The organism is Streptomyces europaeiscabiei, from assembly GCF_001550375.1.
In the GTDB taxonomy this organism is placed as follows: Bacteria; Actinomycetota; Actinomycetes; order Streptomycetales; family Streptomycetaceae; genus Streptomyces; species Streptomyces europaeiscabiei.
Genome location: NZ_LRTR01000704.1, coordinates 1 through 18,842, shown reverse-complemented (window position 1 = coordinate 18,842; position 18,842 = coordinate 1). Strand labels below are relative to the sequence as shown.

General features: G+C 67.2%; 17 protein-coding genes and 6 pseudogenes. 14 read left to right on the top strand and 9 right to left on the bottom strand.

Going from position 1 to position 18,842, the window contains the following annotated elements; all coding sequences use genetic code 11:
* Positions 1-191 precede the first annotated feature (191 nt).
* The 4 genes from AWZ10_RS35035 to AWZ10_RS35020 all read left to right on the top strand — a co-directional run bounded on the left by AWZ10_RS35035 (position 192) and on the right by AWZ10_RS35020 (position 4,490).
* Positions 192-878 (top strand): ScbR family autoregulator-binding transcription factor, encoded by a 687-nt coding sequence (locus AWZ10_RS35035; RefSeq protein WP_046709928.1) that lies wholly within the window; start codon positions 192-194, stop codon positions 876-878.
* A gap of 370 nt (positions 879-1,248) precedes the next feature.
* Positions 1,249-2,013 (top strand): glucose 1-dehydrogenase, encoded by a 765-nt coding sequence (locus AWZ10_RS35030; RefSeq protein ID WP_046709929.1) that lies wholly within the window; start codon positions 1,249-1,251, stop codon positions 2,011-2,013.
* 240 nt (positions 2,014-2,253) lie between these two features.
* The gene (locus tag AWZ10_RS53125) at positions 2,254-2,805 is read left to right on the top strand and encodes a hypothetical protein (RefSeq protein ID WP_208618604.1); all 552 of its coding nucleotides are present in this window, start codon (positions 2,254-2,256) and stop codon (positions 2,803-2,805) included.
* Positions 2,806-2,972: 167 nt separating this feature from the next.
* The gene (locus AWZ10_RS35020; protein ID WP_060893023.1) at positions 2,973-4,490 is read left to right on the top strand and encodes a catalase; all 1,518 of its coding nucleotides are present in this window, start codon (positions 2,973-2,975) and stop codon (positions 4,488-4,490) included.
* Positions 4,491-4,749: 259 nt separating this feature from the next.
* Here the strand turns inward: AWZ10_RS35020 and AWZ10_RS55960 are convergent.
* The 4 genes and pseudogenes from AWZ10_RS55960 to AWZ10_RS34990 form a co-directional block, all read right to left on the bottom strand.
* Positions 4,750-4,830: pseudogene (locus tag AWZ10_RS55960) on the bottom strand (RidA family protein); the annotation flags it as partial.
* Between the two features lie 1,375 nt (positions 4,831-6,205).
* Positions 6,206-7,361 (bottom strand): annotated as a pseudogene (locus AWZ10_RS35005) (IS3 family transposase); the annotation flags it as partial.
* 133 nt (positions 7,362-7,494) lie between these two features.
* On the bottom strand, positions 7,495-7,833 hold the full coding sequence (locus tag AWZ10_RS34995; protein ID WP_060893019.1) for a thioredoxin family protein: 339 nt from the start codon (positions 7,831-7,833) through the stop codon (positions 7,495-7,497).
* A 298-nt stretch (positions 7,834-8,131) separates the two neighbouring features.
* The gene (locus tag AWZ10_RS34990; RefSeq protein WP_060893018.1) at positions 8,132-8,572 is read right to left on the bottom strand and encodes a hypothetical protein; all 441 of its coding nucleotides are present in this window, start codon (positions 8,570-8,572) and stop codon (positions 8,132-8,134) included.
* Positions 8,573-8,635: 63 nt separating this feature from the next.
* Between AWZ10_RS34990 and AWZ10_RS55300 the strand changes: the two genes are divergently transcribed.
* Positions 8,636-8,758: a hypothetical protein gene (locus AWZ10_RS55300; RefSeq protein WP_267893534.1), complete on the top strand. Its 123-nt coding sequence runs from the start codon at positions 8,636-8,638 to the stop codon at positions 8,756-8,758.
* A gap of 135 nt (positions 8,759-8,893) precedes the next feature.
* Here AWZ10_RS55300 and AWZ10_RS48715 read toward each other — a convergent pair.
* Positions 8,894-9,699, bottom strand: a protein-coding gene (locus AWZ10_RS48715) for an IS5 family transposase (RefSeq protein ID WP_167366021.1) whose coding sequence is annotated in 2 segments (ribosomal slippage) — positions 8,894-9,327 and positions 9,327-9,699 — 807 coding nt in all. Because the reading frame shifts where the segments join, the coding sequence is not laid out codon by codon here.
* A 488-nt stretch (positions 9,700-10,187) separates the two neighbouring features.
* Here AWZ10_RS48715 and AWZ10_RS34975 point away from each other — a divergent pair.
* Entirely contained in the window at positions 10,188-10,694 is a 507-nt protein-coding gene (locus AWZ10_RS34975; RefSeq protein ID WP_244172651.1) for a hypothetical protein, read from the top strand.
* A gap of 282 nt (positions 10,695-10,976) precedes the next feature.
* On the opposite strand, the gene AWZ10_RS51830 is transcribed toward AWZ10_RS34975, so the two are convergent.
* Positions 10,977-11,639, bottom strand: coding sequence for a hypothetical protein (locus AWZ10_RS51830; RefSeq protein ID WP_159058463.1), 663 nt, complete (start codon positions 11,637-11,639; stop codon positions 10,977-10,979).
* Positions 11,640-11,851: 212 nt separating this feature from the next.
* Between AWZ10_RS51830 and AWZ10_RS51825 the strand changes: the two genes are divergently transcribed.
* Complete coding sequence (locus AWZ10_RS51825; protein WP_159058462.1) at positions 11,852-12,022, top strand: PIN domain-containing protein; 171 nt, start codon at positions 11,852-11,854, stop codon at positions 12,020-12,022.
* A pseudogene (locus AWZ10_RS48710) lies at positions 11,988-12,668 on the top strand (IS5 family transposase); the annotation flags it as partial. The gene AWZ10_RS51825 and the pseudogene AWZ10_RS48710, both read left to right, overlap by 35 nt.
* A gap of 77 nt (positions 12,669-12,745) precedes the next feature.
* On the opposite strand, the gene AWZ10_RS34970 reads toward AWZ10_RS48710, so the two are convergent.
* Entirely contained in the window at positions 12,746-13,066 is a 321-nt protein-coding gene (locus AWZ10_RS34970) for a hypothetical protein (protein ID WP_060893024.1), read from the bottom strand.
* A 391-nt stretch (positions 13,067-13,457) separates the two neighbouring features.
* Between AWZ10_RS34970 and AWZ10_RS53120 the strand changes: the two genes are divergently transcribed.
* From AWZ10_RS53120 to AWZ10_RS54305, 4 genes and pseudogenes are all read left to right on the top strand, one after another.
* The gene (locus tag AWZ10_RS53120) at positions 13,458-13,655 is read left to right on the top strand and encodes a hypothetical protein (RefSeq protein ID WP_208618603.1); all 198 of its coding nucleotides are present in this window, start codon (positions 13,458-13,460) and stop codon (positions 13,653-13,655) included.
* Between the two features lie 2 nt (positions 13,656-13,657).
* A complete protein-coding gene (locus AWZ10_RS34965; protein ID WP_244172650.1) occupies positions 13,658-14,401 on the top strand; it encodes a 2OG-Fe(II) oxygenase in 744 nt (247 codons plus the stop codon).
* A gap of 148 nt (positions 14,402-14,549) precedes the next feature.
* Positions 14,550-15,434, top strand: a complete 885-nt coding sequence (locus AWZ10_RS34960; protein ID WP_244172649.1) for a hypothetical protein — start codon at positions 14,550-14,552, stop codon at positions 15,432-15,434.
* A 163-nt stretch (positions 15,435-15,597) separates the two neighbouring features.
* Positions 15,598-15,808, top strand: a pseudogene (locus AWZ10_RS54305) (IS5/IS1182 family transposase); the annotation flags it as partial.
* Positions 15,809-15,826: 18 nt separating this feature from the next.
* On the opposite strand, the gene AWZ10_RS48700 reads toward AWZ10_RS54305, so the two are convergent.
* Positions 15,827-16,632 (bottom strand): IS5 family transposase gene (locus AWZ10_RS48700; RefSeq protein WP_409000799.1). Its coding sequence is split into 2 segments (ribosomal slippage): positions 15,827-16,272 and positions 16,272-16,632, totalling 807 coding nucleotides; the frame shifts between segments, so codons are not numbered across the junction.
* A gap of 53 nt (positions 16,633-16,685) precedes the next feature.
* Between AWZ10_RS48700 and AWZ10_RS34945 the strand changes: the two are divergent.
* Positions 16,686-17,504: pseudogene (locus tag AWZ10_RS34945) on the top strand (IS256 family transposase); the annotation flags it as partial.
* Positions 17,505-17,904: 400 nt separating this feature from the next.
* Here the strand turns inward: AWZ10_RS34945 and AWZ10_RS34940 are convergent.
* Positions 17,905-18,105, bottom strand: a pseudogene (locus AWZ10_RS34940) (transposase); the annotation flags it as partial.
* A 208-nt stretch (positions 18,106-18,313) separates the two neighbouring features.
* On the opposite strand from AWZ10_RS34940, the gene AWZ10_RS48690 reads away from it, so the two are divergent.
* Positions 18,314-18,646, top strand: a complete 333-nt coding sequence (locus AWZ10_RS48690; RefSeq protein WP_079076564.1) for a type II toxin-antitoxin system PemK/MazF family toxin — start codon at positions 18,314-18,316, stop codon at positions 18,644-18,646.
* Positions 18,647-18,842 lie beyond the last annotated feature (196 nt).

The following is an 18,842-nucleotide window of genomic DNA, read 5'->3' as shown; positions in this document are numbered from 1 at the left end:
GCCGCCCCGGACCTCACCGACACCGCGGGCAACGCCCCCACACCCCCCGCACACCGCGTCAGGCCCGGCAGCCACCCGCCTCCCGGCGGGGACGGACCGGCCACCCCCGGCCACTTCACGGTAATATACAAACTGGGCGGTTTTTTTGAAGAGCTGGAACGCGCGTCAGCCGCACGACACATGGAGGCCGTATGGCCAAGCAGGACCGAGCCATCCGCACACGCCGGGCCATTCTCCTGGCAGCGGCCAAGGTCTTCGAGGACCACGGATACCAGGCCGCGACCATCTCCCAGATCCTCACCACGGCCGGAGTGACCAAGGGAGCCCTGTACTTCCACTTCAAGTCCAAGGAGGAACTCGCACTGGGAGTCCTCGACGCACAGGACAGCCAGTTCGCCGTCCCCCACCGGCCCGGCAAACTCCAGGAACTCGTGGACGTCGTGATGCTGCACTCCCACCGGCTGCAGACCGACCCCATCGTGCGCGCCAGCGTGCGCCTGGCCATGGACCAGATGGCCACCGGCCTGGACCGCACCGGCCCCTTCCTGCGCTGGGTCTCCCTCGTGCGGGAACTGCTGGAAAAGGCCCAGACCCAGGGCGAACTCCTGCCCCACGTCGAACCCGCCCGGACCGCGGACGTGATCGTGGGCTCCTTCGCCGGCATCCAGTCCATGTCCCAGGCCTTCAGCGACTACCAGGACCTCATGACACGGGCCAGCGAACTCCTGCGCCACCTCCTGCCCAGCCTCGCCCAGCCCTCCGTGATCGCCTCACTGCGCCTGTCCGCGTCCCGGGGAGCAGCCGTCTACCAGGAAGCCACCCGGCTGATGGAAGAACACCTCGCACAACAGCACAGGCAGACAGTGACAGCGGACTGACACACACCACAACCACCACCGGCCGCACCGACACACACCACAACCGCCACCGGCCAGACGAACGCCGCTCCAGCCGGAAACCGCCGCCCGCCTCACACCACCACACCCGCCCGCCGGCCCGCACAACACCACGGCCACCGGCCCCAGGAAGAACAGAGCAGCTTCCCGCCCGCCGGCGGGCAGCGGCAGCCGCCGGCCGGACAAGGACACGCCCGCCGGCCGGACCCGCGCACGGCCGGCGCTCCCGCACGGACCACGGGCACAGCCCGACCGGCACACCGCCCGCACCCGCACCGCCGAACACCCACAAGCACACGCCACCGCACATCCGACGCTGTCCGACCGCCGAAAAACAGGGGGAGACCGGGGCATGAAAACACTGACCGGGAAGACGGCACTGGTCACCGGAGCCAGCCGCGGCATCGGCCGGGCCATCGCCCGCCGGCTGGCCCGGGAAGGAGCCCTGACCGCCGTGCACTACGGCAGCAACGAACAAGCCGCCCACCACACCCTGAAACTCATCAGCCAGGACGGCGGACAGGCCTTCGCCGTCCACGCCGAACTCGGCGTGGACGGCGACATCGAAACCCTCTACACCCAGCTGGAGAACACCCTCGCCCGCCGGCACACAGGACCCGAAATAGACATCCTCGTCAACAACGCCGCCATCAGCGGATCCGCCCGCATCCACGACGTCACACCCGAACTCTTCGACCGCCTCTTCGCCGTCAACACCAGATCCCCCCTCTTCCTCGTCCAACGCGGCCTGAAAAACCTCCGCGACGGCGGCCGCATCATCAACATCTCCTCCGCAGCCACCCGCATCGCCTACCCCGAATCCGTCATCTACTCCATGACCAAAGGAGCCCTCAACACCCTCACCCTCGCCCTCGCCAAAGAACTCGGCCCCCGCAACATCACCGTCAACACCATCAACCCCGGATACATCGAAACCGACATGAACACCCACAAACGACAAACCCCCCAAACCGCCGCCCACCTCGCCGCCCACTCCACCCACAACCGCATCGGCCAACCCGACGACATCGCCGACATCGCCGCCTTCCTCGCCTCCGACGCATCCCGCTGGATCACCGGCCAACACCTCGACGCCAGCGGCGGCACCCACCTCTAACCCCACCCCCCACCCACCGACCCATCTACAGCCACCCAGAACCCCGAAGCCCAAGCCACAGATAACGTTTCGTTCCGCCCATCGCCCACAACGGACACAGAGCAGAACCCTCCACCACAAAAAACCCCGAACCACAAACCACCCCGGTTCCACCAGCCGCACCCCGACACGGTCGCGAACGCGTCCTCCAAGCTTTCGATGCTGCCCTGCCCTGCCCTGCGCGGCGATGCGCAGGGCGCCGTGTCCGGGATCGCCCGAACCGCGAGCGCCGCCCGTCGCGGCCTCAAGTTCTTCTCTCAGCTGCTGGTTCTCCGAGGTGATCCGCTGGATGTGGCAGATCTGGGTCGGCACGGCAAGCAGGGCGTCGGTGTTGAAGCTCAGGCCGGTCTCCTTGATGGCGTGGTTGACCTCCACCTGCCAGTCGGTCATATGCTCACGGCCGCCGTCGAGGACGGTGTCGGTGCAGGCGAGAATCGTGTCCGTCACCGCGACGCCGTGCGGTCCGAACCCGGCCGAACCGCCTTCGCGCCGGTGCTGGCCTTCGGGCGGGGCCGCAGCTCGTTGCCGTCGGCCAGAGCGCTCTGTGGGCGGCCGGGATCCGCACCCATCCGGGCGAGGAGGAACGCGGGTGAGGGATCCTTCGGCCTCGTCAGGCAAGCCGATCAGTACCCGGACCGCATGATGGTGCCGGCATGCCGTGCGTTGCCCCGGTTCGTCGAGCGGCGCGCAGCCGACAGCCGGCTGGGCCTGTCGCACCGCCTGACCGCCGTACGCCCTCGGTCTGCGGGGTGAGGTCGACAGTGAGACGGACGTAGTTCTCGGAACAACCGCACATTGGTCGAGAAGGCGATGTTTGTGGCGGCCGATGAAGGTCACCTGGCCTGCACGGGACCGACAAGCTCTGGGCGCGGGCAGCGTGCCCCGGTACGCCGCCGCTCCGTACGACGAAGGGCAGATTCATGACGGAGACTCCACCTGTCACCACGACCGATTCCGGCGCCCCGGTCGAGAGCGACGAGCATTCGCTCACCGTGGGACCTGCCGGTCCGATCCTGCTGCAGGACGCGTATCTGATCGAGCAGATGGCTCAGTTCAACCGGGAGCGGATCCCCGAGCGCCAGCCGCACGCCAAGGGAAGCGGCGCTTTCGGCCACTTCGAGGTGACCCACGATGTCAGCGCGTACACCAAGGCGGCCGTCTTCCAGCCGGGAGCCCGTACCGACCTGGTCGTCCGCTTCTCGACCGTCGCGGGTGAGCGCGGCAGCCCGGACACCTGGCGCGACCCGCGCGGCTTCGCGGTGAAGTTCTACACCAGCGAGGGCAACTACGACATGGTCGGCAACAACACGCCGGTGTTCTTCGTGAAGGACCCGATGAAGTTCCAGCACTTCATCCGCTCCCAGAAGCGCCGCGCCGACAACAACCTTCGCGACCACGACATGCAGTGGGACTTCTGGACGCTCTCCCCCGAGTCCGCCCACCAGGTCACCTGGCTGATGGGCGACCGCGGCATCCCTCGGACCTGGCGCCACATGAACGGCTACACCTCCCACACCTACATGTGGATCAACGCCGTCGGCGAGCGTTTCTGGGTGAAGTACCACTTCAAGACCGACCAGGGCATCGAGTGCTTCACCCAGCACGAGGCGGACCAGATGGCGGCCGCCGACACCGACTACCACACGCGTGATCTGTTCGAGCACATCCGCGACGGCGAATTTCCCAGCTGGACCCTGCACGTGCAGGTGATGCCGTACGAGGAGGCCGCGAGCTACCGCTTCAACCCCTTCGACCTCACCAAGGTGTGGCCGCACGGCGACTACCCGCTGATCCCGGTCGGCCGTATGACCCTCGACCGCAATCCGACCGACAACCACGCGGAGATCGAGCAGGCGGCCTTCCAGCCCAACAATCTCGTCCCCGGCATCGGCCCCAGCCCGGACCGCATGCTGCTGGCGCGGCTGTTCTCCTACGCGGACGCGCACCGCCACCGGATCGGCGGCAACTACCAGCAGCTTCCGGTGAACGCCCCGGTCGTGGACGTCCACACCTACTCCAAGGACGGGGCGATGGCGTACCGGAAGACCGCCGACCCGGTGTACGCCCCCAACTCCAAGGGCGGCCCCGCGGCCGACCCCGCGCGCCACTCCCCGGCCAGTTGGCAAGCCGACGGCGCCATCACCCGTGCGGCCTACGTCAGTCATCCCGAGGACGACGACTGGGGTCAGCCCGGCACACTGGTGCGCGAGGTCATGGACGACGCCGCGCGCGACCGTCTGGTCGACAACGTCGTCGGCCATCTCCTCAACGGCGTCTCGGAACCCGTCCTCAAGCGGGCCTTCGAGTACTGGTCGAACATCGACAAGTCCATCGGCGACCGCATCGCCCAGGGCGTGCGCGCCAAAGCGGGCGACAAGGATCCGAAAGCCGCCGAACAGGGTAGTCCCGCCCGGCGCAGCATGCAGGAAAAAGCCTGACGGCCTGACGGATCTGTCCCCACGGTGGGCTTCCGCCTCCCGGCACCGCCGGCGCGGAGGTAGCCGACGGTGATGCCCAGCCCGCCGGGAGTCTGCCCGTGGTCCATCCCCAGGTACCCGGGGACGTCCATACCAGGTCCTCCATGCGTGCGTTGTCTCGCTGTAGCCGCTCTGGGCCAGGGGCCGCACCGTAGTGAAGACGGCCACGTAATTGGGGGGCATGAACCTCGACGGGCGTGGCAGGTGCGACAGGCGCTTCGGAGGCCCACCGCGCCTTCACCTCGATCTCGATGTTCATACGGGGGTCGGCGAAGCCGCACACGAGCATCGAGGCGGCCGGCCCGGTCGCGCTGCGCGGCCGGGCTCGCGCTACGCGGCCGTTCCTCAGCGGCCTCGCCGTCCGGGCCGTCTGCTGGCAGCTGGAGGAGTACCTGCGCCGGGCAGGGCTCGCTTCCCGATTCGGCCAGGCGCTGACTCGGGCAAGACGCTTCACGACGGCGACAGAGACACCGGCCCGTAACGCCCCGTCCTGTCAAGGGTTACCGGTTGCGGCCCGGCGCGGCCTCCAGATGGTCACCGGCACCCGCCAGCTGGACACGGCACTGCTTGTCGCCCGCCAGCAGATGGCCAGAGGTTGAGACGAGACCGGCTGGCCCTACGCCCGGCAGGAACCGAGGACCGCGAACCGCGCCTTCCAGCGCCGTGAGTGACCAATCAGTCCCCATGATTTGATCCCCTGGGCTGCGGGCCAAGGAGTGACTCGCCCTCTGGCCCGGTGGTACGGCCCGTGTGCGACAGCATCACCACATATCTGCCAGCGGAGCGAGGCGATCGCCTCAGCCAGCTGCTCACGCAGGCACACACCCGTACCTGACCCGGCTGCCGCCGCAGTCGGGCCGCCCGTCTTGCCCAGGCCACCCGTCTGTAGATCTCTCAAGTGAGCCGGTCCGCAACGGCGAGCACCACAGCAGCCGCGACAAGCACCGCTGAGCAGATGACCATCACGGCCCGGCCCCACCCGCCGTCACGCCTGACGCCGATGCTCAGCTCATCCCTCCCGGGCCGGGAGCCGGTAAGCCCGAGCGGTGCCGCGTACGGTACAGCGTCGTCCACGCGAGGATTCACACCCGGACCAACGACTGATGAGCCTCTTCCGACACAACACAGCCCCCGTCATCACCCTTTCAGCCCACGCCGCCCCTTCCCCTGGCACCCGCCCTGATGCTCGCCGCAAAGGTCATCTCCGCCGCCGAGGCGCCACACCACTCGGTGGGCCAAACCGGCGAGCCTGTGCCGCTGACGGGTGAATGCAGGCAGCCTCAGCGAGCCGGGTGTCACTCTCCGGCTGAGGTCCACGGCGGGGCTTGGCCGCTTCGGCCTTGGGCACCTTGCCGCTAGGCGTGCGGCGTCATGGCCGTACGCCCGCTCACGCCATCGGCTGATCCCGGGTGGTGAACGGTCCTGTTGACGGTGTCTCGGCTCGGTCATGTCGTCGCAGGCACCGAGTGGCCGGTGGCGGATGGTGGTGGACGGTCCCATGCGTGCCGGAGTGGGTGTGGACCAGTGGCCCGCACCCACTCCGGCACCGCCTACCTCATCGCCCCGCCGGGCACCCAAGGTGGCACATTGGGCCAGGAGCTTCCGGGCCTTGACCCGGAAGCTTGGGCACGGGCTATGCGGCTGGGGCCAGGGTAGTTGCTGTTGTGTCGAGTGCTGTCGTAGGCGATGGGGCTGCCTTGTCCGAGGCGGGAGTGACGGCGTCGGGTGTTGTAGCAGTTGAGCCAGCCGAACGTGTCGAGGCGGGCATCCCGTTCACTGGACCAGGTCTTGCGGCCCTGGATCGTCTCGCGTTTGAACGTCGCGTTGAAGGACTCGGCGAGTGCGTTGCCCGCGCTGGAGCCGATCGCGCTCATGGACTGGCGGGCGCCGGCCTTGCGGCAGGCGTCGGCGAAGGCCCGGCTGGTGTACTGCGCTCCGTGGCCGGTGTGCAGGACCGCTCCGGTGAGGCTGCCGCGGTCCGCTCGGCGGCGGCCAGGGCGTCGGTGACGGGGACGGTACGCATGTGGTGCGCGATCGCCCAGCCGGCCAGGCGGCGTGAGGCGAGGTCGATGACGGTGGCCACATACAGGAACTTCCCGCCCTCCAGCGGGAGATAGGTGATGTCACCGACGTACTTCGTGTTCGGCTCGCTTGCGGTGAAGTCGCGGCCGACGAGGTCCGAGGCCTTCGCCGCGGCCGGGCCCGTGATCGTGGTGCGGTGCCTGCGACGCAGCCGCACTCCTGCCAGACCGATGCTGCGCATCACCCGCGCGATGCGCTTGTGGTTGATTCCCTCGCCGTCGTCGCGGAGCTCGGCGGTGATCCTGGGGACGCCGTAGGTGCCGCCTGATCCGTGGTGCACGGTCCGTATCCGGGCGGCGAGGCGGGCGTCGGCCACCTGCCGGGCGGCGCGGTCTGCGGCCGTCCAACGCCAGTAGTAGAAGCTGGAGCGGGCGATGCCCAGGATGGTGCACAGCCGCTTCACGCCGTAGCGGCGGTGGTGGTCGGCAGCGAACTGGAAGCGGTTCACCAGCGCGTCTCCCCGGCGAAATGCTTCGTCGCCTTACGCAGGATCTCGCGTTCCTCCTCCAGCTCACGGATCTTCTTGCGCAGAGCGACGTTCTCCGCCTCCAACGGCGTCGGCGGCTCGGTCGCCACCTCCGCCCGGCGCCCCCGCGGCCGGCTCGCACCGGCTGCCCGCACCCAGTTCCGCAAGGTCTCGGGGTTGCTTCCCAGATCGGCAGCGATCTGCCGGATCGACGCCTCGGGCCGCGACTGGTACAGCGCGACCGCGTCCGCCTTGAACTGCGGCGGATACTTCTTCCTAACCACGAGATGTCCGTTCTCAGATCCTCAGGATCCAGCGTCTCGTGTGTCCAGGATCAAGGGTCAAGGGTCAAGGCCCGTCCGGGACCTACACCGCTTGCGTGACGGGCGTCGCGGCCGCAGTGCCGCGGCGGACCGCTCAGAGGTGGCCGTCCAGAAGCTCCCGCACCTCGGCGATGGTCATCGGCCCGGTGCCGTGCGCAACCGCCTCTCCCTCCTTCAGAAGGACGTAGGACGGGGCTCCGGTGATCCCGTATCGCTCGGTTGCGGCCGGACAACGCGTGATGTCGGTGCGGACGGCCGTCAGGCGGCCCGTGTAGTCGTCGGCGATGCCACCCACGACGAGGTCCATCACCCGGCAGGGCTCGATTGCCTTGGGCCATGTCCCGGTGAAGTATGCGAGGACCGGAACTCCGCTCATCCCGAGGATGAAATCGAACTCCGCGTCCTCACGGGGTTGATGAAACCGCTTCGCCATGGAAGCTCCCGACCTTGCGTTCCGACATTCGATCCTCATCATCCCCCGCGCGGTGCGGCAGACCCGCCCGGTCGGTCATCCGGCTGACCTATCGGAAGGCAGGGACGGGGCCATCGCGGAACCACGGTGGTCCCCGGCGCGAACGGGCACAGCCCCCGCCCCTGGTGACCCGGCGCCCGGCCGACCCGCCGGTCACCCAGCCGCAGCCCGCCACACGCCGGTGGGTCAACTCGTGCCAGGACAGGTCGATGTGGACCGACGGTTCAGCTCGACGCGAGTGTGCGCTGGTGATTGCACATCAGCGGCGGCCTGCGGCCAGAATGACGAGGAACTGGCCTCCGCCCGCCTCAATGCCGGCGGTCACCGGCAGCCCCGGCACCAAGCGGGAGAACCGGTCCACCAGCCACTCCGCCGCCTCTTGGGCGTCCCGCCTGGTCGGACAACGGCCCACCACCTCGCGGCCCCCCTTGCGCTCCAGCCTCTCGGCAACGGTGATCAGTGGCGCGGGTTCGAGCACGTACAGACCGTCCGGCCAGGCAATGACCACCTTGACCGCGCCCTTGCGGGAGTTGCACCCACGGTGCGCGAGCCGCTCGGCGACCTTGGCCTTCCGGTCCGCGGTCCGACTGTCAACGCTGGGCCCCTGCGGGTCGTTTACCGACTTGTTGGGGTCGACCGGTCCGTCGCACACCCAGCACCGCCAGCTGTCGCGCTCAGCCACATCATCGAGGAGACTCACCCGACCAAACTAGCCTGCCCAACCACCACCCCGCGCACCAGGGCCTCGGCAACCAGCCGAGCCGTGATTTATGCGATCGCGGCCCGGATGGTGCGCATGGGCTGGCGCATGCCGGTGCTCGGTGACCAGCTCACAGACGTGAAGAAGTCGATGGACCTTATCCGCCGCAAGCTGCCCGAGCGGTGACATCCATCAACTGGCAGCCGCGGTGCTTACCGTGGGGCCATGACCACTAGGCGACTTCGTGCCCGCGATGGAACAGTTCCTGGGCTCCCCGGCCGGGCTGTCGCCGACCACGGTGACCCGGCTGACTAAGAGGTCCTAACAAAGGCGTTGGACGTGGCGGTGGGTGATCAAGCAGGTGGCAAGGCCGAGGAAGGCTTCGTGGATGTCGTCGCGTCGTTCCCAGCGGATCCGCAGTCGGCGGAAGCCGTGCAGCCAGGCGATCGTGCGCTCGACCACGTAACGGAAGACGCCCAGGCCAGAGCCGTGTTCCTCGCCTCGTCTGGCGATCACCGGGCGGATGCCGCGCCGCCATAGCAGGCGCCGGTACTTGTCGCGGTCGGCGAGGAGCGCGTCGGGCCGGCGTCGGGGCCGGCCGACGACGCCGGCCACGGCGGGAATCTTGTCGAGCAGGGGCAGGAGTTGGGTGACGTCGTTGCGGTTTCCGCCGGTCAGGGACACTGCGAGCGGGATGCCCTGGCCGTCGGTGAGGACGTGGTGCTTGCTGCCCGGCCGTGCGCGGTCGACCGGGCAGGGCCCGCTTTTGGGCCGCGCCGAGCGGCCCGCACGTGGGAGGAGTCGATCACCGCCCGCGACCAGTCCAGCTTCTTCGCCGCCCGCAGCTTCTTCAGTAGCACCAAGTGCAGTTTGTCCCACACACCTGCTTCGTTCCACGCGGCCAGGCGCCGCCAGCACGTCATGCCGGAGCCGAAGCCCAGCTCCTGCGGCAGGTACTCCCACTGGATGCCGGTATGCAGCACGAACAGGATCCCGCACAGCGCCTGCCGGTCCGGTATCCGAGGCCGGCCTTCCACCAGCTTCGGACCCGGCTCGGGCAGTAACGGCTCGATGAGCGACCACAGTTCATCCGACACGATCCACGGCCGCGACTGACGTTTCCCCACGACCAGACCAACGACCACCCAAGCCGAAAGTCACATGATCAACAACTTCTGTTAGGACCTCTTAGCCCCCTCGGATCGGTCGCGCCCGCTCAGACTATGCCTGTGCTACACGGTCATCGATGATGCAAGGTCAAGCTGACCAAGCGGGGCACCGTCACGCGGTCTGACCTTTCATCCGACCGGTCACGACCGCCGACCGATGCAGTCCTCAACGGGATCGGAGACCGACTTCGGTGACAACTGATCCAAGTTGGATGTCACCGGGCACGGGCCCGCCGTATGACACGAGGGGGGTTGGGTGGCGGGGATCGAGCGGGACGCGGGTCCAAGGTGGTTCGGCCGGCGCACGAACGGCGGCGGTCAGCGTGGCTCCGGCGGCCCTGGGTCGTTGAGTATCTGGAAGCGGCCATGGCGTCGTCAGGCCGCCGGCCGCACCGTGGACCCTGTGGGTGGGCCGCTGACCGCCGTAGCAACGCGAGCGAGGACCGATGCCGAAGAAGCCAGCCCACGATCCGACGTACGGCTATGACCACGACACGCGGACCGTGCGCGTCGGACACCATGATCTGGCGCGGCTGCTGCTGATGTTCCGCTCGCTGATGCTCCACCAGAAGCCGGGTTCGTGGGATCACATGAGGGACTACGACCTGTCCTTCGAGCGCCTCGCGGACGCGGTCGACGCTGGTTCGCAGATCCGGTACGGCAAGCGCTGGCAGGGGCCTGATCTGCGGATGCGCTGCACCACGACCGAGCCGGTCTACGACTGGCCCGAGGGCGCACCGTACGACGCCGAGGCGACGTTCACCTGGAACGTTCCGGGCTACGGCTCGCACGCCAGCGAGGACGACCAGGCCGAGCCGTACTCGAACACGGCGCTGTGCGGGTTCAGCTGGGCGAAGGGCGACAGACCGCGCCGGGTGGATGGTCTGCCGGATTGTCCCGAGTGCCGGCGCGAGGTCCAGCTCGGTGCCGAACTCCCCCGTGGCAGCTGGTGACTACTGGGCCGGCTACGCGTTGCCGCCCGGGTGGCTACCGGTGGATATGGCCGTGGCTACGATCGCGAACGCCCTGACCCCGGCAGTTGCGATGCCAAGGGCACCGCCGGAGACGACGTGCTGTCGCAGGTCGCCCGTCTGGTCGCCCGCGCGCCCGAGCCGATGACCCGCACGGCCATCTCGCCGCCCTCCCCGCAGCGGTGCAGGAACCGCACCGTCGGCAGATGAATGGGCTGGGACGACTGCTGTAGCGGTCCAAGGAACGCGCGCCTCGTTGGAGAACTAGTAGGTGTCACCGCATTCTTTCGCAGATGCCATTGGCAACTCACCCAAGATCTTTGCATTGATGTTAATCTCGCGTTGCTCGTCATCAAGGCGAGGAGTCTTGAAGAAGCGTGACAGCCTACCGCGAGAGTCGCGAACCCACCGCACGCTCTGTCGGTCAAGGAAACTGATCGAAACAAGTCCGAGTTCCTGCTCTGGAGCTATCCTCCGGAAGGGCTCTGACTCGGATTTTTGCCAACTGATATTGCTCGACTCAATGACGGATTCGGAACAAGGTTTCATGTCTCCGAGCACCAGGGTGAGCGTGCGACCATCTGGACTAGCACCGTAGTAAAGCTTCAGCGTGAGGATTACACCCCACACGGGATCCGGCGACCTGTTCACCACGTGAAATGGCGTAGGGCCGCTGTCGCCGTGTCCCTCGCTCCAGTAGGAGACCCGAATGGCTTGGCTACGGTTCTCGCGTTCGGCATCTTCGGCTAACTGCTTGGCATCCTCAGCGGATTGCTTGGCATCCAGTTTCGATTGCTTAAGCTGATCTTGGGCCACCAAAGCCCCATAGAACGTCGAAACTCCAGTGAATAGCAGGGTCCCGATGCCGGCGATGACAGCGGCGACCGTGCCGATCTGTGTCCAATCGATCCTGCGCCACCAGCTCAAGGGTGCACCCGTCCCCCTCTCGACTCTATTGACCCTTACCCGATCAGGCCTGGGCTGCTGCCGCGCCAGGCGCGTCCGGTTGCGTCGTTGTGTCTGATCCTCCACTTATCCACCCTTCGATCCAGAGACGGAGACGCTGTGACGGCCTTGGCGGATCCCTGTCGACGGGGTGGCTGAGCTGTTATACGAGTTGGTGCAGAGAAGTCCCCCGTGTGCTGGCCGACCGCAAGCGCGAGGGCGGCACCTTCGATCTCGCCAGGGCGGAGCGGCTGTGGTGGCGGCAGTACGTCCCGCTGCTGCACGTCGTCTCCGTGACTGGGCTGCCCATGACGGCGGCCGCCGACAAGTTTGTACGTGTTGCGGACCGGTGTCGCCTGGCGTGATGTCCCTGCCGAGACCGTGGGCTGCTCCGGGGTGACGGCATGGAGCCGGCTGCGAGACTGGACCGAGGCCGGTGTCTGGCCGCGCCTGCACGCCGCCCTACTCACCGAACTACGCCGCGCTGGCCTTCTCGGCCTGGACGACTGCGCCGTGGACGGTCGCATGTCCGGGCCCTGAAAGGGGGGAGATCACGTCGGCCCCTCGCCCGTCGACCGCGCCCGTCCCGGCTCCAAACACCATCTAATCGTCGACCGCCACGGCACCCCGCTCGCCGTCACGCTCACCGGCGGGAAGCGACATGACGTCACCCAGTTACTGCCGCTGCTGGACGCCGTCCCAGCGATTCGGGGCCTACGAGGACGCCCCCGCCGCAAGCCCCGACGCCTGTACGCCGACCGGGGCTACGACTTCGACAAGTACCGCCGTCTGCTGTGGAAGCGCGGCATCAAGCCGGTGATCGCCCGACGCGGCGTCGCGCCCGGCTCCGGACTGGGCAGGGTGCGCTGGGTGGTCGAGCGCGCCTTTGCCTGGCTGCACCAGTTCAAGCGGCTCCGCATCCGCTACGAACGACGCGCAGATCTCCACCAGGGCCTGCTCGAACTGGCCTGCTGCCTCATATGTCTTCGCCGCCTCCGAACTTCATTCTGAAAGATCAGTAAGGGGCGGCGACGCACCGGAGTCGGTAGGAGGGGGCGAAGTCGGGTTCCTGCCCTTCCGGGCTGAACTCAGGTGAGGTCGAAGGTGACGCTCACCGAGCCGTCCCAGTCCGGTGCCTCCATAAGCGTGAGGGTTCCATCCTCGGCCTCGACGACTCGCACCGTGATCCCGCCGCGGTCCTCACCGGGAAACGCAATGGAGAAGTGAGGGTCCATCTCCATGAGGAAGTCCCAGCCCTCGCGTTGGGTCGTGTCAAGGGCGCTGGCATGCCGCCCGGTTGCCTGCCACTTGCCGACCGCGTCGACAGTGACGGTGATGTCGTACATCTCAAGGCAAGTCGAGTGATTGGCCCACCATTCGAGGCGGCCCTGACCCACGAATCGATCCATGAGCACACTATGCACAGTGGCTAGGCCGACCGGATGAGCCTGCACGGCTGCAGGCCGTCGTGGGTCAGGCCGTGAGACAGAACTGCATGGGGCAGACCGGACAAGCCCTCGCCTCATCCGGCGGCGCCCCATACGCTCGCGACCTCATTCTGAAACCATCAGTAGCGCGCGAAGGGCGCCCGCGGAGGGAACTCGCACCTGGTCGGTGCCCGGCAAGGTCGACGCCCTCGATGGCGTCAGCCGCTGCGGTACGGAGCAGCCCAGCGCCGCGTGGGACTACCTCGCCTCGGTAGTCCCCTGAGCCGGTCCCCGCCCCGTCTCCCGGCCCTCTCCGCCGCGTTGGGTACGTCCTGCTTGCTTTGTGGGCTCACCCCAACCTAATATCGTCATCATGACGATAAATGCCCAGTGGTCCCCGCTCCCTGCAGGCATTGACTCCAGGGGCTTCGAGTCCCTCCACGGACTCGAAGCGCACAAGTACGTGGCCCGCGGTCCCGCCGTCCACCTCAATGCGCTGCCCGCGGCCGTTCCGGGCTGTGGGGCCCACGGCCACGTTGGGATCGACGACGGCCTCGGCACGGAGAAGTGATCATGTTCGAAATGCCGGTAAATCCCTTTGAGCTCTCCGAAGAAGCGCTGAGCCGAATATCTGCCGATGACTCATGGACCCCGATCGAATCGGAGATCCCAAAGGCCAACGCCAAGGTGATTCGCCATTTCCTCACTCCGGCCGAAGTGGAGGCGTTCGCGACCGAACTGGCCGCCCAGTGCTTTGCCCCGGTGGGCCGAGACGGCATTGCCGCCAACTATGCAGAGGGAGATCCGGTCGCTCATCTCCGCGCCACGGCCGAATCCACATCCCTGGCGGCAGAATTCTACCGCAGGCTGCGGACGCTTCTATCGCTTGAAGTGGGATCGGACGATCCGACGGATTCGGATGGAAGGCCCTGGAGGCCGGCGGCCGTCAATCCGCGTATGCGCTTCATCACGTACGAACACGGCGGATTCATTGTCCCGCACTACGATTCGCCCTATTTCGCCCCCGACGGAAGACGCACTCTCCTGACGGTCGTCGTCTACCTGTCGTATGAGGCCGTGGGCGGAGAAACGCGGTTCATCGCCGATAAGCAGAACGATCTTCCCTTTGCGCAACGTGACTTCTCTGACTGGCCGCGGCTCGCGAAGCCTGAGGAAATATTGAGTGCCCACCGCCCCGAACCGGGCGATGCGCTCCTCTTCTGGCATCGGACGCTTCACGACTCGGCCCCGCTTCTTGAGGGTACGAAGACAATACTCAGAACCGACGTGCTCTACGAGCCCGTAGATGTGCCTTGAGCAGCGGCAAGGCCACCGTCGCGTTGTCCCTCACCCCGGAGACCGACGTCCGGCACGCCGTGATCGCCCACCTCCGAGCCGGGCGGCATCGGGCCCTGCCCGCGGCCGGACATCGAATCCACTCGCACCGAACGGCAGGGAGAGCAGCATGACCAACGGGAGGATCCACACCGACTGGGTGGAGACGGTGTCTCAGGACGGCCTGCACCTGATGCAGACGCGCTTGGAGGTGAGAGTTCCTACGTCTGAGGGTCGCAAGTTCATCACCTGCGGTCTGGCCCGGAAGACGTACGTGGTGAAAGACGGTATTGCCTGTCGGGTTTCGTCCTACGCACTCGGCCGCGACCTGGGCAACCCGGGCAACTACGACTTCGAGATCGCTTCTGCGACGGGGGGCCCTCCGATCCGGAGGTTCTTCAACTGGGACGGCGTGCCGGCCGAGATACGCGAGGGCACTCTGTTCGACGCGCATGAGGGGCTTGACGATGGCGAGTACATCGTCCGGATCGCGGCGGGAATGACGACCAGCTGGGACAGCGGGACGGGACAGAGCATCGAGCTCCATGTCCCGTGCCACGAGCTCGCATTCGTCGTGGTGGGATCCGCACCGCAGGAGGTGCGCGCGAGTACCGGCGGCCCGCGGGCGGCGCGGCCCTCCGTGGAGATCCCCGTGGTCGATTGGCGCGATCAGCCCACGGCGGAGGCGGCATGGGAGGCCTACCTGAACGGGAACAGAATCAGTCTGGATGCCTACGGGATCTTCTCCCCGCAGCATCTGATGAGGAATCAACGGGATACCGCTCTGGAGATTCTCCGGAGCGAGGGCTACGCCATACCGCGAACCCCGGAACCCGCCGAGACGCCTGGGACCTGGCTGGGCCACTGGGGTGGAGCATGGATGCCGGCCGATGTGCTCGCGGCCCTTCACACCGTGCCGGACGACACCGCGCAACGTGCGTGGTATCAGGGAGCGAAGGAATCCCTGGACATCGCATGGGATATGCACCTCCTGTGGACCACCGACGTGTTCTGACCGGGCCCGCGCTCCGTCCATGACCACCGTGGCGGGCCGTCGGCAGTCACCCTGCACCGAGGTGCCGAGTACCGGCCGCGGCCCGGTCCGCCTCCGGCCTGACTGCCGGTCGCGGCCCGGGCGAGGATGTACGGCAGCACCAGAAGGTGCGCCCGCGAGGTTGCGCCAGCGCGGCATCCGCCACCGCATCGCCCGCAGGGGAATCGAGTCCTCGCAGCGGCTCGGACGCCACCGCTGGACCATAGAACGACCATGGCCTGGCTCGCCGGCTACCGCCGACTCCACCGCCGCGACGAACGCAAGGCCGAACGCTTCCTCGCCTTCACCAGCCCGGCCCCCGCACCCTCATCTGCTACCGCAGACTCGCCAAATGAGATGACCTCTTAGAGGTCCTAACAAAGGCGTTGGACGTGGCGGTGGGTGATCAAGCAGGTGGCAAGGCCGAGGAAGGCTTCGTGGATGTCGTCGCGTCGTTCCCAGCGGATCCGCAGTCGGCGGAAGCCGTGCAGCCAGGCGATCGTGCGCTCGACCACGTAACGGAAGACGCCCAGGCCAGAGCCGTGTTCCTCGCCTCGTCTGGCGATCACCGGGCGGATGCCGCGCCGCCATAGCAGGCGCCGGTACTTGTCGCGGTCGGCGAGGAGCGCGTCGGGCCGGCGTCGGGGCCGGCCGACGACGCCGGCCACGGCGGGAATCTTGTCGAGCAGGGGCAGGAGTTGGGTGACGTCGTTGCGGTTTCCGCCGGTCAGGGACACTGCGAGCGGGATGCCCTGGCCGTCGGTGAGGACGTGGTGCTTGCTGCCCGGCCGTGCGCGGTCGACCGGGCAGGGCCCGCTTTTGGGCCGCGCCGAGCGGCCCGCACGTGGGAGGAGTCGATCACCGCCCGCGACCAGTCCAGCTTCTTCGCCGCCCGCAGCTTCTTCAGTAGCACCAAGTGCAGTTTGTCCCACACACCTGCTTCGTTCCACGCGGCCAGGCGCCGCCAGCACGTCATGCCGGAGCCGAAGCCCAGCTCCTGCGGCAGGTACTCCCACTGGATGCCGGTATGCAGCACGAACAGGATCCCGCACAGCGCCTGCCGGTCCGGTATCCGAGGCCGGCCTTCCACCAGCTTCGGACCCGGCTCGGGCAGTAACGGCTCGATGAGCGACCACAGTTCATCCGACACGATCCACGGCCGCGACTGACGTTTCCCCACGACCAGACCAACGACCACCCAAGCCGAAAGTCACATGATCAACGACTTCTGTTAGGACCTCTAAGCAGTGGACCGCCGATCACGCCGAGTTCCAGCGCCGTGACCTGGCCGGATCCGACTGCGTCTACGTCGACGTCTGGGCCGACGGCGTCCATCCCAGGATCCGCTTGTCCCAGACGCACTCCTGTCTCCTGGTCCTGATGGGCGTCCGCGTCGACGGCACCAAGGAACTCATCGCGATCACCGAGGGCCTGCGCGAGTCCACCGAGTCCTGGGCGGACCTGCTGTGCGTCTGCCGGCGGCGGCGCGGGATGCGCGACCCGATGCTCGTGGTCGGCGACGGTGCGATGGGCCTGTGGAGGGCACTGGCGGAGGTGTTTCTGCAAGCCAGTCACCAGAGGTGCTGGGTTCACAAGACCCGGAACATCACGAACGCACTGCCGAAGTCCGCGCAGCCCGGGGCGAGGAAGGTTCTGCAGGAGATCTACAACGCCGAGGACCGTGCGCACGCCGAGAAAGCGGTCACCGCGTTCGAGAAGGCGTACGGGGCGAAGTTCCCCAGGGCCGTCAAGAAGATCACCGGCGAGGTCGATGAACTGCTGGCGTTCTACGACTTCCCCTCCGAGCACTGGGTCCATCTCAGGACGACGAATCCGATCGAGTCGACCTTCTCCACCGTGAAACCTCGGACCAAGGTCACCCGTGGCGCCGTCAGCCCGGCCGCGGCCCTTGCGATGGTCTTCAAACTCGTTGAGTCCGCCCAGGCCCGCTGGCGAGCGGTCACCGCACCGCACCTCGTCGCCTTCGTCCGAGCTGGCGCCCGCTTCGAGAACGGCCTCCTCGTCGAGCGAGGCGAGACCCTCGCAGCGTGATCCACCTTGTGACTGTTCGCGATAGTGGGCGGTTGAGCGGGTGCGCCTGGCTGGTCACGGCGCTTCTGTTCACCGCAGTTGGCGAGTGCAGTTCAAGGTAGTTGGCGAGTCCGTGGCCGAAGCAGCCGGTTCCGCGAGGCCTGTGCGGGAAATGCTCGGTGAGGGCGTCGCGTGCGATGACGTACGACGCCTCTTCACCGAGTGCAGGGCCTGCGGGCTGCTGCTGACCGACGTGACCGATGGGGATTCGGGTCGGTCTATGCGGCGAGTTCCTGCTCCAGGCCGTCGAGGAGGGTTTGGAGGACGAACTCGAAGGTCTTGTCGGGAGCGGCGGCGTAGTCGGCCGCCGCCTGGGTGTCCAGCCGGGCGCGCAGGCGCGGATATGCTCCACCACTTACTCCCGTACGTCATCGCGTACCGCATCGGCATCCCACTTGGCCCGGCCCACCAGGTGCTGCATGCCATCAGGACTCGCCTCCCCGGCCCACTCGGCGATTGTCCAGCAGTTCTTCCGCGGCAGGTCCGCCAGCAGCCCGCGCACGAAGTGCCGCGCCCGAAGGCGTGGTTCGACCCGCGCGAACCTCGCCGCTATCCGGCCCATCAGACCCTCGAACACCTCCTGCCAACGGGCAGGGTCTACGCTGTGAGCTGCGGCCGCATGATCTTCGTTTGTCCACACAGCTCACGATGATCATCGGTGACCTCAGCCTCTTATCGTCGGCCCTGACCAGCCAACATTACGATCTGTGCCTGGAGTAGGCGGGTCGAAGGGGCGACGCAGGCGCTAACGTCCCGGATCAGGAGGACACATGCGACGTGGCGAAGTCTGGTGGGCAGATTTCAACGAGCAGCGGGCAGTCGTACTGCTGTCGGGAGAAGAGGCGTCCGGTTTCTTGGCAATGCAGGTCGTCGCTCCCGCGGGCACCGATCTCAGCGGCGTGGCCGTTGAGGTGGCAGTAGGTGCCCCCGAAGGACTGCCTCTCGAAGGCGTCCTGAGAGTCGCACTTCCACGTCCCGACCTCATCCCTTGCACTTGGCTGGTCACCCTGGCCAGGGAAGACCTGATCGGGCAGGCGGGCGTCCTGCCGTCCGCGAAGCTCAGCGAGATCGAGGATGCCCTTCGTCTCGGTGGACTCAAGTAGGCAGAGAGGGATGGACGCCGCCGATGGCGCGGCCGGTCTCGTCGAGATGGTCAATGGTGGCCGCGCCGTATCAGCGGCGCCCCCACTCACAAGATCACGATCTACTGCTGGAGTACTAGTAGTGCTTGGTCAGGTTGGTATCGCTGTGGGTATGTCGCGGTGACAGGTGGGGCAGGCGCCGGTCCAGACCGCGAGG